Origin of the sequence: Prochlorococcus sp. MIT 1342, from assembly GCF_047304495.1 — a bacterium.
Lineage (GTDB): Bacteria > Cyanobacteriota > Cyanobacteriia > PCC-6307 > Cyanobiaceae > Prochlorococcus > Prochlorococcus marinus_D.
In genome coordinates this window covers 340,361-352,794 of record NZ_CP138957.1, presented here as the reverse complement: position 1 = coordinate 352,794, position 12,434 = coordinate 340,361, and the positions used below count along the sequence as shown (strand labels likewise).

General features: G+C 53.2%; 12 protein-coding genes and 1 pseudogene. 8 read left to right on the top strand and 5 right to left on the bottom strand.

Going from position 1 to position 12,434, the window contains the following annotated elements; translation table 11 throughout:
- Window positions 1-50: 50 nt before the first annotated feature.
- The 4 genes and pseudogenes from SIB79_RS01815 (at window position 51) to SIB79_RS01800 (ending at window position 3,046) form a co-directional block, all read left to right on the top strand.
- Window positions 51-944 carry a 4-hydroxybenzoate polyprenyltransferase gene (locus SIB79_RS01815; RefSeq protein WP_063403680.1) on the top strand — a complete coding sequence of 298 codons (894 nt, stop codon included), beginning with the start codon at window positions 51-53 and terminating at the stop codon, window positions 942-944.
- A 3-nt stretch (window positions 945-947) separates the two neighbouring features.
- Entirely contained in the window at window positions 948-1,847 is a 900-nt protein-coding gene (locus SIB79_RS01810) for a S66 peptidase family protein (RefSeq protein WP_063403679.1), read from the top strand.
- A gap of 144 nt (window positions 1,848-1,991) precedes the next feature.
- A pseudogene (locus SIB79_RS01805) lies at window positions 1,992-2,422 on the top strand (transposase); the annotation flags it as partial.
- Window positions 2,423-2,515: 93 nt separating this feature from the next.
- Entirely contained in the window at window positions 2,516-3,046 is a 531-nt protein-coding gene (locus SIB79_RS01800; RefSeq protein WP_063403677.1) for a hypothetical protein, read from the top strand.
- A 730-nt stretch (window positions 3,047-3,776) separates the two neighbouring features.
- Here the strand turns inward: SIB79_RS01800 and ispD are convergent.
- Entirely contained in the window at window positions 3,777-4,466 is a 690-nt protein-coding gene (gene ispD, locus SIB79_RS01795; protein WP_063403808.1) for a 2-C-methyl-D-erythritol 4-phosphate cytidylyltransferase, read from the bottom strand.
- 73 nt (window positions 4,467-4,539) lie between these two features.
- Between ispD and SIB79_RS01790 the strand changes: the two genes are divergently transcribed.
- Genes SIB79_RS01790 through fabG form a run of 3 tightly spaced genes read left to right on the top strand, consistent with a single transcriptional unit; the run spans window position 4,540 to window position 7,255 of the window.
- The gene (locus tag SIB79_RS01790) at window positions 4,540-5,379 is read left to right on the top strand and encodes a glycosyltransferase family 9 protein (protein ID WP_063403676.1); all 840 of its coding nucleotides are present in this window, start codon (window positions 4,540-4,542) and stop codon (window positions 5,377-5,379) included.
- A complete protein-coding gene (locus tag SIB79_RS01785; protein ID WP_063403675.1) occupies window positions 5,376-6,455 on the top strand; it encodes a potassium channel family protein in 1,080 nt (359 codons plus the stop codon). The genes SIB79_RS01790 and SIB79_RS01785 overlap by 4 nt, the downstream gene beginning before the upstream one ends.
- 47 nt (window positions 6,456-6,502) lie before the next feature.
- Window positions 6,503-7,255 carry a 3-oxoacyl-[acyl-carrier-protein] reductase gene (gene fabG / locus SIB79_RS01780; protein ID WP_063403674.1) on the top strand — a complete coding sequence of 251 codons (753 nt, stop codon included), beginning with the start codon at window positions 6,503-6,505 and terminating at the stop codon, window positions 7,253-7,255.
- 23 nt (window positions 7,256-7,278) lie between these two features.
- Here fabG and SIB79_RS01775 read toward each other — a convergent pair whose 3' ends face one another.
- Window positions 7,279-7,455, bottom strand: coding sequence for a hypothetical protein (locus SIB79_RS01775; RefSeq protein ID WP_011825322.1), 177 nt, complete (start codon window positions 7,453-7,455; stop codon window positions 7,279-7,281).
- A 129-nt stretch (window positions 7,456-7,584) separates the two neighbouring features.
- On the opposite strand from SIB79_RS01775, the gene groL reads away from it, so the two are divergent.
- Complete coding sequence (gene groL, locus SIB79_RS01770; RefSeq protein WP_063403673.1) at window positions 7,585-9,312, top strand: chaperonin GroEL; 1,728 nt, start codon at window positions 7,585-7,587, stop codon at window positions 9,310-9,312.
- A gap of 142 nt (window positions 9,313-9,454) precedes the next feature.
- On the opposite strand, the gene SIB79_RS01765 is transcribed toward groL, so the two are convergent.
- The 3 genes from SIB79_RS01765 to SIB79_RS01755 form a co-directional block, all read right to left on the bottom strand.
- Complete coding sequence (locus tag SIB79_RS01765) at window positions 9,455-10,147, bottom strand: N-acetylmannosamine-6-phosphate 2-epimerase (protein WP_063403672.1); 693 nt, start codon at window positions 10,145-10,147, stop codon at window positions 9,455-9,457.
- A 274-nt stretch (window positions 10,148-10,421) separates the two neighbouring features.
- The gene (locus SIB79_RS01760; protein WP_063403670.1) at window positions 10,422-11,276 is read right to left on the bottom strand and encodes an ABC transporter permease; all 855 of its coding nucleotides are present in this window, start codon (window positions 11,274-11,276) and stop codon (window positions 10,422-10,424) included.
- Window positions 11,277-11,352: 76 nt separating this feature from the next.
- Window positions 11,353-12,366 carry an ABC transporter ATP-binding protein gene (locus SIB79_RS01755; RefSeq protein WP_063403669.1) on the bottom strand — a complete coding sequence of 338 codons (1,014 nt, stop codon included), beginning with the start codon at window positions 12,364-12,366 and terminating at the stop codon, window positions 11,353-11,355.
- Window positions 12,367-12,434: the final 68 nt, after the last annotated feature.

Genomic DNA, 12,434 nt, shown 5'->3' with positions numbered 1-12,434 from the left:
CCAACGATGTCTGGAGGTCCCTCCCTAGGGTTCTTCAAACCCAGAAACCCGTGACCAGCAGATCCGTCTCCAATGGCTTAAGGCAATGGCTAGAGCTGCTGCGATGGCACAAACCCAGTGGTCGGCTCATCCTTCTTGTGCCAGCAGGTTGGAGCCTTTGGCTCACTCCAGATGCACCTCCTTTAGCAGGGCTTGTGAGTCTGATCGTCGCTGGAGGTCTGATGGTGAGCGGCGCTGGTTGCATTGCCAATGATCTCTGGGATCGACGCATTGATCGCCAGGTGGAGCGCACCAGGGAACGGCCACTAGCGAAGGGCAGCATTCGAATTTCCACTGCTGTGGGCTTATTGATTGTGTTCTTGCTGCTCAGTCTTTTGGTCGTGGCCTCCCTGCCAACGCCAAGCCAGCGCCTATGCCTTGCTCTAGCCATCCTGGCCTTGCCACCGATCCTGCTCTACCCCTCGGCCAAGCGCTGGTTTGCCTATCCACAAGCGGTGCTTGCCCTCTGCTGGGGGTTTGCCGTACTAATCCCCTGGGCAGCAAGCCAGGCCAATCTCAACGGAGGCTGGCCACTGCTGGGCTGCTGGTTGGCCACTCTGATGTGGACATTCGGCTTTGACACGGTTTACGCCATGGCGGATCGTCGTGACGACGCCAACCTGGCCTTAAAAAGCAGTGCTTTGAGCTTGGGGAGCCATGCACTTAAAACTGTCGCGTTTAGTTATGCACTGGCCTGCACCTTTTTGGCTAGTGCAGCAGTGAGCGCAGGAGTGGGCTGGGCCTTTTGGCCCTTCTGGCTCATCGCCAGCATCGGCATGCAAAAAGAAACGTGGACCCTGCGAGGTTCCAATCAACCAATGACGACCTACGGGCAGCACTTTCAACATCAAGTTCTGCTAGGCGCAATGTTGATGCTCGGCTTGATCCTGGGGCGCATCAGCTGAATCATGGTGCAGCTCCGATCTGACCTGCTCACACCAGCGCTTCAAAGTGGCGACGAGGTGGTCACAGTGGCTGCGAGTTCAGCGCTGGAGGATGAACAATCACTGCTCGAAGGCCTCAAAGTCCTTGAAGGGTGGGGATTAGTCTGCCGGCCTCAGCAAGTGAGTGAACGCCGCTGGGGCTACCTAGCGGGCAAAGATGCCAGCCGCCAGCGCGATCTAAATCCTGAGTCCCCTGCTGCTCTGCTGGCTTGCGCTCGTGGCGGCTGGGGAGCTGCACGTTTACTGGAACACAAGCAAACCTGGCGACCAGGCTGGCTAATGGGATTTTCAGATGTCACCGCCCTGCTCTGGGCACGCTTGGCGGCCGGGTTCGACGGCTGCGTGCATGGCCCCTTGCTCACCACACTTGCCAAGGAACCAGCCTGGAGCCAAGCCCGGCTGCATGATCTTCTCTTCGGCAAACCCATCCCAGATCTTGAAGGGCAGCCCTGGATGGGTGGAGTAGCTAGCGGGCCCTTGGTGGTCGCCAATCTCACTGTGGCCTCCCATTTGCTAGGCAGTAGCCATGTGCCCGATCTCAAGGGTGCAATCTTGATCCTGGAAGATGTTGAGGAAGCGCCCTATCGCATCGACCGCATGCTGACCCACTGGCGCCTCACAGGCCTACTACAAAGACTGGCCGGCCTCGGATTCGGCAGCTTTGAAGGGTGTGAAGTACCTGAACAGATTCCTGGGGATCAAACCTTCCAACTGGAGGAAATATTAAAAGAACGCAGTACTGATCTCGGAATTCCTGTCGTCGGACAACTCCCGGTTGGGCATTGCTGCGGCAATGCTGCCTTACCGCTTGGACGACAAGCCCAGCTTGACGGCAACCATGGCCGACTCAGCTTGCTGCCATAAATGAGGCAATTGCAGTAAGGCGATCAATGTAAAAACCTCAAAACGCAAAGGGCCAAGGAACGGAAGTCGTCAAAAGATTTTCGTCATGGCGATCCGCTGTTTGTGAAGAGCTTGCTGATGATTTAGCGCTGATGCCGTCAGATCATGGCCAGGGCAACACGCTTATTGCCATCCGGGTGCTTCCTATCACACTTCGCTGCAACAGCCGGCAGTTCTTGAGTGCTAAAGGGTTAGGTGTGATGTGTTGTTGGCGGTACTTAAAAAGGCCCAGCAGACGTTTGCCATGAAGGTTTATTGGCTGTAATTGATGGCAAGCCACCTTCACTTTCTTGTTAAGCGAGAGGATGCCAAAGACTTGCCAAGATTGATGCACTGGTTCGATTGGTATTCAACCATGGCGCTGAACAGGCTGAGGGGGAGTTGCGGGCACTTCTAAGAAGCAAGGCATTTCTCAACACCGACCAGTCTCCAAGACCGAAAGAAGAGTTCTCAATACCTTGAGACATATCCATGCCAATCCCAAAGCAGCAGAATTCACAGAAGAATTTTATGTCCAATATTCCAACTATGGGCAATAGGGTAGGCTCGCATTTGATAAAATCAGCGAAAAACAATGAACTGTATACACGAAATCATGCAATGATTCAAAAGACTTCTGACAGCTTTCTATGCATTGCTCACTGAACTCATTAGCAAGAGGCAGCTTTGCTCTTTTAGCTTCGGCTCTATGTGTTGGATGTGGAGAGAATGAAATGCTCATCAGCTCTACCGAATCTCCTGTTCGAAGAATCTACTGCTCTGCAAATTCTATCGGATTTGACCTTCACTTTAACTCTGAAACTGGTGATATTTATAGTTACAATAAGAGAAAGAATGCACTTATTCCTTTTAACTTAAAAGAAGAACTTCCATTTTCCGACTTTTATCCACAGCAAGAGTTCTCACAAGCTCTTGCAGCTTTGGTCTTGATTGATGTGGACACAAGCATCAATCAAGGTGAGCTTCAGGTATCTCTCAAGCCAGTTATTGACTCTGGCCAGTCTGGTTTCATCAATATTGGGCTCGGCCTGAAAAGCTTAGAAATCAGCTTTGAAGCGGAAGTGCCAGATTCACCTTTCCCGCCAGCTCTTGCTGTTCCCTTAATCAATGATCAAGTATCCTGTGAATATATTAGCCCAGAGTCAATAGACATTCAATAACGCGAACAGCCCAGGCAAAAGGTAGAAGCTATTTTGGCGAAATCCTTGTTTTCCTGAAATCCGAGATATCCGTACCTAGAGCAATCTTTGACATTTATATCTACGGGCTAGAAGCATTCATTTGACAAAAGAAGTTGATTGATGCATTTGAAATGCTAAGCATTTAAACAAAGCCTAGAGGCAAACACTTGCATTCTTACCAGAGCATTTTAACCTCATTTATACAGCAATCCCTGAACGACGTAATTTCAGAATTTTAACCGACAAAGACTAACTGCATATAAGCAAGTCCCTGCCTTAGCAGTTGATTAAACCTGGCAATTTTCGACTTGATGGCTATTTATTTTTTATCGAAACCGAAAACTTCAATCCAGAATTCTGTCCAGCCATTAGTATGCCGTCCAGGATAACCATCCCCACCTTAACACTCTGCTAGTTCCTCAAAATTCAGCTCTTGATCGAGCAGTTCAGCGTTGATGTAGTTAGTGTTGACAGTAGCCATAATTTTGAAGTTATAAGTGTACACAATAACGAAGACTTGATTGCCTCCGATGCACATACCATCGCTTTTCTCAACTGCCAAAGTGTTGATCTAGAGCAATCAGATATGCGATCTTTCTCACAACGGCCTTACACCTAGAGACAACAACGTCACTGAACCATGGAATGCCTAAAAACCCAACTATCTACCAATAATTACCCTCCAAAATGTTTGTGTTTGTTTAGAAAATCAAGAAGCTTTTGTGTTTGCCCTAAGTGCAAGCACTGCCTCGGCCACAGTGAGGTCAAACGGTGTAGTCACCTTGATATTTGCAGGACCTGCCTCAAGTACCTGCACCGGCCATCCCAAGCGTTCATAAAGCGAGGCATCGTCAGTCACTTTCCAACCCTTGGCCTGAGCCTCAGCATGACCTTGCTTGAGCTGCTCCACAGCAAAGCCCTGTGGAGTCTGGGCCGCCCATAGTTCCGCACGATCTGGTGTGCCCGTAATGATGCCTTGACCATCAACGCGCTTGATCGTGTCGGTAACCGGAGTTGCCGCAATCACCGCTTCGCCAGCCACCACCGCCTCAGCGCAGCGATTGATCAAAGTCGCTTCAGCTAAACATCTAGCCCCGTCATGAATAAGAACATGCTGCGCAACTGAAGGCAACGCCTGTAATCCACGCTCTACGGATTCCTGCCTTGTGCTGCCCCCATCAATCCAAACAACGGGTTTGGCTGCCTCCGTTAACAACTCCATGATCATTGCTCGGTCCACATGTTGGCCAACAATGCCAACCCAAGTGATCGAATAGGCTTCCATCACCGCATCAATCGTCCAAGCAAGAACAGGACGTCCTGCCAGAGGCAAAAGCAATTTGTTGCGATCCGCTCCCATACGGCTTCCGCTTCCTGCCGCGACAATCAACAGATGCATATGCGCCTCCTGCCGCAAGCAGGCTGAAACCTCCTCCATACAATCAGCTCGCAACGCCTCTGCCTCTGGATCGATGCGTGTTCTCGCCCTTAGTCCGGGTCCTTTAATCCAACAGCTTCAGAGGCTTCCAGCCCTAGCAGCCGCAGCCAACCAGCTGCAAGGCAAACTGCAGCTGGCCTGCGATCCCACCCATCAAGCTTTTTGGAGTCTGTTGCCAGCGATAGAAAAGGTAATCCCAATCGCCTTTGACTCCAGCCCATCCCTCGCCGACTGGACCAATCTGCTCGGATCTGTAAGAGAAGGGGATTTTCAAGTTTGCTTCAATTTCGCCCAAGGGCAACAAGTGAATTTGATGCTCTCCATGAGCCACATCCCCATCAGGATTGCGGAACAGGGCTTTGCACGCACAGCCCTCGTTGAGCCCAGCAAAGGTTGGCCTGCCCAACAATTGGACTGCTACCTCCAAGCGATTGGCCTCACTCTTGACGCCGACAGCTTCCGGCTGTTCCTGCCAGACGAGAGCCTTCAGAAGGTTCGTGATCAACACCCCACTGGAGAAGGCCCCCTCCTACTGCTGGCTCCAAATGGCAACGATGGAGACTGGCCAACTCAGCAATGGTTAAGCCTGCCAAAGGCAATCAAAGGAAAATTACCCAATCTCAGAAGCATCACGCTGCCTTTAAAAGCACCCCTAATCCATCGCGCTGCCGAAGTGGCCTGCGCTGATGTCGTACTCAGCAGCTGTCCAATCACCCAACTGCTTGCCGTTTATACAGGCGTTCCTTTGGTTGCCCTAGGCACTCCGGCCGAAGACTTACCTAAACGAGATGAAATCCGTTGCCTGGGTGCCATTCATGCAGACATCAACTCAATCAACCAGCAGGAGGTTCTCAACGCACTGGGCTTCCAATGAAAAGTTGGTGGTACCCATTCAAACGAGGTCCGCTTGCAAACCTGCCGTTGCGAGTGCTCGCCAAACCCTGGCTAGGGCCAATCCTGGCCCTAGCCGTGGTGATCTTGGTAGGAGCCTTGGGCTATCGCCTCACCGAAGGATGGGACTGGGGAGATTGTCTCTGGATGGTGCTCATCACCATCAGCACCATCGGTTATGGGGAGGTGGAGCCGCTCTCGCAAGCTGGGCGACTCGTCACTGTGCTGATCATTGCCGGGGGGGTGGTCGTGGTTCAGCTCACGATTCAACGGGCACTACGGCTGACAGAATCCGGCTACTTCCGCCAGCTGCGGGAGCTGAGGTTTCGCAGGGTCTTGCGGCGTATGCGTGATCACGTCATCGTCTGCGGCTACGGCCGCATCGGCCAAGAAATCGCCTCAAAGCTGCAACTCGAGCAGGTCCCAGTGCTTGTCGTGGAAATAGATCCAGCCAACAAACAAGCAGCAGAAGAACAAGGCCTAAACGTTTTACAAGCTGATGCCACCTTGGATGAGACGTTGCTTGAAGCTGGCTTAGACCATTGCCGCAGCCTGGTAGCTGCTTTACCCAGCAATGCAGCAAACCTCTATGTGGTCTTAAGTGCCAAAAGCATGCAACCCCACTGTCGACTGATCTCACGGGCCGATAGTGAAGAAGCTGCCGTCAAGCTGAAGCTGGCAGGTGCCAGCGTGGTGGTGAGCCCCTATGTCGCCGCAGGCCGCACCATGGCTGCCACAGCACTGCGCCCCCTAGCTGTGGACTTCATGGATCTGTTGGCTGGATCGGATTATGAAATCGAAGAATTCCAACTCAGCCAAGACCCACTGAAGTTCAACAAACTGAGCCACCGCAGCCTGGCAAAACTTCAACTGGGCCGACGCAGTGGAGCAATGGTGCTGGCCATCCGAGACGGGTCTTCCCTGATGGCCAACCCCAGTAGCGAAGTCGAACTAGCCCCAGGTCAGTTACTTGTCGTCCTAGGCAGCAAAGCTCAACTCATCCGCTTACGTGAATTACTCGGCGAAGCATTGGACACCATCGAAAGGATGGCTAGTTGAGAAGAACTGCAATGGGTCCGTACGATCCTGCGAGAACGAATCACGCCATGACCTCTTCTTCTCCCCTAACTGGCCAAACCGCCCTAATCACAGGAGCCAGTCGCGGGATCGGTCGTGCTGTAGCCCTTGCCCTCGCAGAGGCAGGCGCAGAAGTAGTCGTGAACTACTCAAGCTCAGCTGATGCAGCAGAAGAAGTTGTTCAAGCGATCATCAGCAACGGTGGCTCTGCCTATGCCATCAAAGCCAATGTGGCAGAAGAAGACGCCGTAGACCAACTGATCAAAACCGTGCTTGAACGCAGCAGCAGCCTGGATATTTTGATCAACAATGCAGGCATAACTCGCGATGGCCTGTTGATGCGAATGAAAACAGAAGACTGGCAAGCCGTCGTCAATCTCAACCTCACAGGTGTGTTTCTATGCACTCGGGCTGTTGCTCGCACGATGCTTAAGCAAAAAAGCGGCAGAATTATCAATATCACCTCCGTGGTGGGCCTGATGGGCAATGCAGGCCAAGCCAATTACGCAGCAGCCAAAGCAGGAGTGGTGGGCCTCACGAAAAGTACAGCCAAGGAAGTTGCCAGCCGGGGAATCACTGTCAATGCAGTAGCCCCAGGCTTCATCACAACAGACATGACAAAAGAGTTGGATTCAGAACCGATTCTTGCCGCTATCCCCTTGGGATCCTTTGGCACCCCAGAGCAAGTCGCTGGAGCTGTGCGCTTCTTGGCAGCCGACCCTGCAGCGGCTTACATCACTGGACAAGTGCTACAAGTTGATGGCGGCATGCTGATGGGCTGAGAAGCTACTGCTGGATCAGACGTTCAGGATTCCAGCGGCTGTCCCAGTTCATCTCTCAAGCGCCGGATGCGCTGAAGAAGTCTTAACCGTCTGCTCCTGGCAGTGGCTGTCAGGAAGAGACGCAAGGGCACATACACCAAAGCCATGATTCCGGCCAGGCCGGCCATGATCACAAAAAACAGCGCCCCAGTGTCATTCATAGCTGGACCATACCCAGCCAATCCCCTGCAAGCACACTCATAACAGCAAGGATTCGGCTTTCCCCACTTATGCCCCCTCGCCCGCAGTGAACGTCCTATGGGACATTGACGAGCGGGTACCAGCAGACCATGGCCAAACTCCTCAGTTTTTCGGATGACTCCCGCAGTGCGCTTGAGCGCGGTGTTAATTCCCTAGCCGATGCCGTGCGCGTCACCATCGGCCCCCGTGGCCGCAACGTGGTGCTTGAGAAAAAATTTGGCGCCCCAGACATCGTTAATGACGGCGTCACCATCGCCAAAGAGATCGAACTTGACGATCCATTTGAAAACCTTGGTGCCAAGCTGATTCAACAGGTCGCATCCAAGACAAAAGACAAGGCAGGGGATGGCACCACAACTGCCACCGTGCTTGCCCAAGCGATGGTGCATGAAGGCTTACGCAATGTGGCCGCTGGCGCGAGTCCAATCGAACTGCGGCGTGGCATGGAAAAGGCCGTGGCCCAATTGGTAGAAGAGCTTGCCCAGCTCAGTCAAGCTGTTGGAGGTAATGCCATCCATCAGGTCGCCACAGTTAGCTCAGGGGGAGACCAGGAAGTGGGCCGGATGGTGTCTGAAGCCATGGACAAAGTAAGCGCCGATGGTGTGATCACCGTTGAGGAATCCAAATCTCTCGCCACCGAGCTAGAAGTCACTGAAGGCATGGCCTTCGACCGCGGTTACAGCTCCCCTTACTTTGTTACCGATGCAGACCGTCAGATCTGCGAATTTGAGAATGCCCTGCTGTTGCTCACAGACCGCAAGATCAGTTCAGTTTCCGATCTTGTGCCCATCTTGGAAAGCCTGCAGAAAAGTGGCTCCCCTCTCGTCATCATTGCGGAGGAAGTAGAGGGTGAGGCCCTTGCCACCCTGGTCGTCAACAAAAACCGAGGTGTCTTGCAGGTAGCAGCTGTTCGTGCACCATCCTTCGGAGATCGCCGCAAAGCTGCCCTGGCCGACATCGCAGTTCTAACTGGGGGAACTGTCATTAGTGAAGACCGCGCCATGACCCTTGAGAAAGTCAGCCAAGACGATCTAGGGCAGGTCCGACGAATCACAATCAGCAAAGACAACACAACCATTGTCGCCAAGGATGAGAACCGCGATGCCGTTAACGCCCGCGTGGCCTCTATCAAAAGAGAATTAGATGAAACTGACTCCGAATACGACCGCGAGAAACTCAATGAACGCATTGCCAAGCTGGCCGGTGGTGTAGCCGTCATCAAGGTTGGGGCCCCTACCGAAACGGAACTCAAAAACCGCAAGCTGCGCATTGAGGATGCGCTCAACGCCACCCGTGCTGCAGTGGAAGAGGGGATTGTGGCCGGTGGTGGCACCACGCTCCTGCACTTAAGCAAAGGGCTGAGCAAACTGGCCGAACAGCTCAACGGCGATCAACGCACCGGCGTACAAATTGTGCAGCGAGCACTCTCAGCACCTACACGCCAGATTGCCATCAATGCTGGCGAGAATGGTGATGTAGTGATCTCTGAGATCCAACGCCTTAACAAGGGCTTTAACGCCATCTCCAGCACCTACGAAGACCTTTTGGAAGCAGGCATTCTCGATGCCACCAAGGTGGTGCGCCTGGCACTTCAGGACGCAGTCTCAATCGCTTCGATGATGGTGACCACAGAGCTCGTGATTGCAGACAAACCCGAGCCTCCTGCTCCCGCCGGCGATGGCGGTGGAGACCCGATGGGTGGCATGGGTGGCATGGGTGGCATGGGTGGCATGGGTGGCATGGGTGGCATGGGTGGCATGGGTGGCATGGGTGGCATGGGTGGCATGGGTGGCATGGGAATGCCAGGCATGATGTAGTCCGGCCCAAAGCTTTCCCTTGGGCTACAAAAAGAACGCCGCCACAACGCATGGACAAGTCTCATGCGTTGTGGCTCTACCTGGACAAGTCACGACCCAAAGCACGTCCCACAGTTCGGTTGATGCCAAATAGCTTTGGAAGTTAAGCCGCCAATGTTCGGCAATAGTTTTCCACCTGCAGGTCGACACCGGTAATCGCTGTACCGACTACCACCATGTCTGCACCTGAAGAAAGTGCTTCTAGTGCTATCTGAGGAGAATCAAGCCCGCCTTCGCAGATGAGCTTGACATCTGAATCAAGTTGCTGCCGCAACGGCCCCAACAAACACAAACCTGGAGGCCGCTTAACAGCAGTTACTTCGGTATAGCCATAAAGAGTGGTGCCTACCAGGCTGCAACCAAGCTCTGCTGCACGTAAACCATTCTCGATCGTATCGACATCTGCCATCAGAGGAGCCCCCAAATCTTCCCGAACCCGACTCACCAGCTGCTCAAGAGTGCTCCCCCCTGGCCGATGACGCTGCGTAGCATCGAGAGCTACGACATCTGCTCCCGCCGACCAGACAGCCTGAACCTCCTCCCATCCTGGCGTGATGTAGACAGCACTATCAGGGAAGGAACGCTTCCAAAGCCCAATAATCAAGGCGTCCGGACAACGGCGTCGAACGGCACCAATGTGTTCCGGACTTTCCAACCGCACCCCAACCGCGCCATTGCAAAGACTGGCTTCAGCCATGGCCGCAATCACCTGAGGATGACGCATCGGTGAACCCTCAGGCGCCTGAACAGAGACAATCAACCCCCGTCTGAGAGTTTCAAAAGCAGGCAAAGACATACTCAGGATGCCTTTGACAGCTCTGCATTCGTGATTGGCGAGCAATGATGTGGCAAATGGTTTAGAGCAAAAGCAGGAGAAGGTAGGACTAACAACGAGTTCAGGACCGTCGGGACTTGCTCCGACAGAGGCTCCTGCCCTTGAACGAAAACCTCTAAACAGTCCTGAAAATCAAAGAACCCTTGCATCTGCAAAAGGCTCAGCAATGTCGTGACGCAATAGCGATACACCTGCTGGACGTCAAGCATGGCAAGCAGTGGAGTGGTGCACTAAATCAGGCGAGTTTACGGTTCAACAAAGGACGAATCATCAGGAACAAGCCAACGGTGACCACCATCAACACGGTCAAACATCCATAACCACTCACAGTCCCGTAAGGAGCATCAAGCAGAACGGCACCAAGATCAAGCGGACCGGCATAGGCAGCTCGTATGGGCTCAATCGCAAAAGTAAGAGGATTTAGGGCCGCAAGCCAGCCAAGCCAACCAGGCATAAAAGAAAGCGGCGCCAGAGCCGTGCTCGCAAACAACAAAGGCAAATTGGCCACAAAGATCACCGCAATCAATTCAATGTGACCTGGCAGAGCAAAAGCCAGGCCAAGGCTCAAGGCAGTGAACGCAAAAACCAGCAACAACAAGGTGAACAACACCAAGACCAGTCCCGAAACACCTGGCCAGCCGTAACCCAGCAAGGCAGCCGTTGCCATGATCGCCAGGCTCTGCAGAAGACTTAGAGATGTGATGTAGATCACAGAAGCAAGCACGATCGAGCTGCGACTGCGCAGCGGAGCCACCAGAAGACGGTTTAAAAAACCAAATTCACGATCAAACATCACTGGCAATCCAGCATTGAGTGCACCACTGAACGCGGTGAACACAATCACACCAGCCCCTAAGAACCGCCCGTAGCTCATGCCTCCTGGCAACAAACCATCCGGAGCATTAGAGAACAAAGCACCAAACAACACCAACCAGATCAAGGGCTGAAGGATGCCAGCAATCAAGGTCGAAGGGCGTCGCAACAGCTGCAAGAAAAGTCTGCGAGTGAGGGCCAAAGTTTCCTGCACAAGATCAACCAATGGCCCCTGCTCTGCAGCACGGGTAGTAACAGCGGCAACAGGGCTAGTCATGGAGTGACTGTCAGCAGAACGAATGAGAAAAGGGTGGATTAAGGCAGATCCAACTCAACAAAACGAACGAAAGGGATCAACGCATCGCTTTTTTACGCTCCAGCTTTGAGTCTCGTTGACCAGCTACAGCTAACTCAGCGTCCATCAGGGTTCGGCCAGTGGCCTGCAAATAAACATCATCCAAGCTCGGGCGACTGTGAGCGAGGGCAAAGACAGGCAGCTGAGCACCATCAAGTTGCTCACGCAAACGAGGCACAACCTGTTCATTCTCTACAACAAGGTTGAGGGAAAAACCCTGTACCCGATTGACCACCACCTGGCGCACACCATCCACACCTTGGAGAAGCTGCCTGACCTGCTCGGCCTCACGATCATCGCTGAATTCCTTCACACGCAGAGTCACCCGATCACCTCCAAGTTGCTGCTTGAGCTGATCAGGAGTTCCCTCTGCGATCACTCGCCCGTCATCAATGATCGCCATCCGATCAGCAAGGGCCTCAACCTCCTCAAGGTAATGACTACTAAGGAGCACGGTGGTGCCTTGGGCCCTCAACTCACGCAACAATTGCCAAATCGCTGAACGACTCTCGATGTCCAAACCAACGGTGGGCTCATCCAACACCAGCAACTGTGGTTGATGCAACAAACCTGAGGCCAGGTCTATCCGGCGACGCATGCCACCCGAATAGGTGCCGCAACGTCGATCAATCCAATCCTGCATGCCAAGGCAATCAATCAATTCAGCAATGCGTCCATCCCTATCGCTAGAGCGCAAGTGATACAAATCCCCCTGCAACTGCAACAACTCCCGACCTGTGAGGATCTTGTCGATAGCAACCTCTTGTGCCACATAGCCCAATTCGAGCCGCACAGCACGAGGATCACTTAAAGCATTGAGGCCAGCCACGCTGACCGTGCCTGAATCAGGAGCCAGAAGGGTGCAAAGAATCCTGAGAGTGGTTGTTTTGCCTGCACCATTTGGACCAAGCAAACCATAAAGACATCCCCGAGGCACCTTGAGGCTGAGACCTTTTAGGGCTTGAACCGTTCCATAGGACTTCTCAAGCTGCTTCAGTTCAATCATCGGCATCAAGAGGGAACGTAGTACAAGTCTTAAAAATCTAGGCAGCTGTATAGAGCTACCAGACCCTCCAGGGG

Excerpts from the sequence above, each read along its gene's own strand:
- SIB79_RS01810 (WP_063403679.1), top strand. The coding sequence starts at position 948 with ATGGTGCAGCTCCGATCTGACCTGCTCACACCAGCGCTTCAAAGTGGC.
- SIB79_RS01800 (WP_063403677.1), top strand. The coding sequence starts at position 2,516 with ATGCATTGCTCACTGAACTCATTAGCAAGAGGCAGCTTTGCTCTTTTA.
- ispD (WP_063403808.1), bottom strand. The coding sequence starts at position 4,466 with ATGCATCTGTTGATTGTCGCGGCAGGAAGCGGAAGCCGTATGGGAGCG.
- SIB79_RS01790 (WP_063403676.1), top strand. The coding sequence starts at position 4,540 with ATGCGTGTTCTCGCCCTTAGTCCGGGTCCTTTAATCCAACAGCTTCAG.
- SIB79_RS01785 (WP_063403675.1), top strand. The coding sequence starts at position 5,376 with ATGAAAAGTTGGTGGTACCCATTCAAACGAGGTCCGCTTGCAAACCTG.
- fabG (WP_063403674.1), top strand. The coding sequence starts at position 6,503 with ATGACCTCTTCTTCTCCCCTAACTGGCCAAACCGCCCTAATCACAGGA.
- SIB79_RS01775 (WP_011825322.1), bottom strand. The coding sequence starts at position 7,455 with ATGAATGACACTGGGGCGCTGTTTTTTGTGATCATGGCCGGCCTGGCC.
- groL (WP_063403673.1), top strand. The coding sequence starts at position 7,585 with ATGGCCAAACTCCTCAGTTTTTCGGATGACTCCCGCAGTGCGCTTGAG.
- SIB79_RS01765 (WP_063403672.1), bottom strand. The coding sequence starts at position 10,147 with ATGTCTTTGCCTGCTTTTGAAACTCTCAGACGGGGGTTGATTGTCTCT.
- SIB79_RS01760 (WP_063403670.1), bottom strand. The coding sequence starts at position 11,276 with ATGACTAGCCCTGTTGCCGCTGTTACTACCCGTGCTGCAGAGCAGGGG.
- SIB79_RS01755 (WP_063403669.1), bottom strand. The coding sequence starts at position 12,366 with ATGCCGATGATTGAACTGAAGCAGCTTGAGAAGTCCTATGGAACGGTT.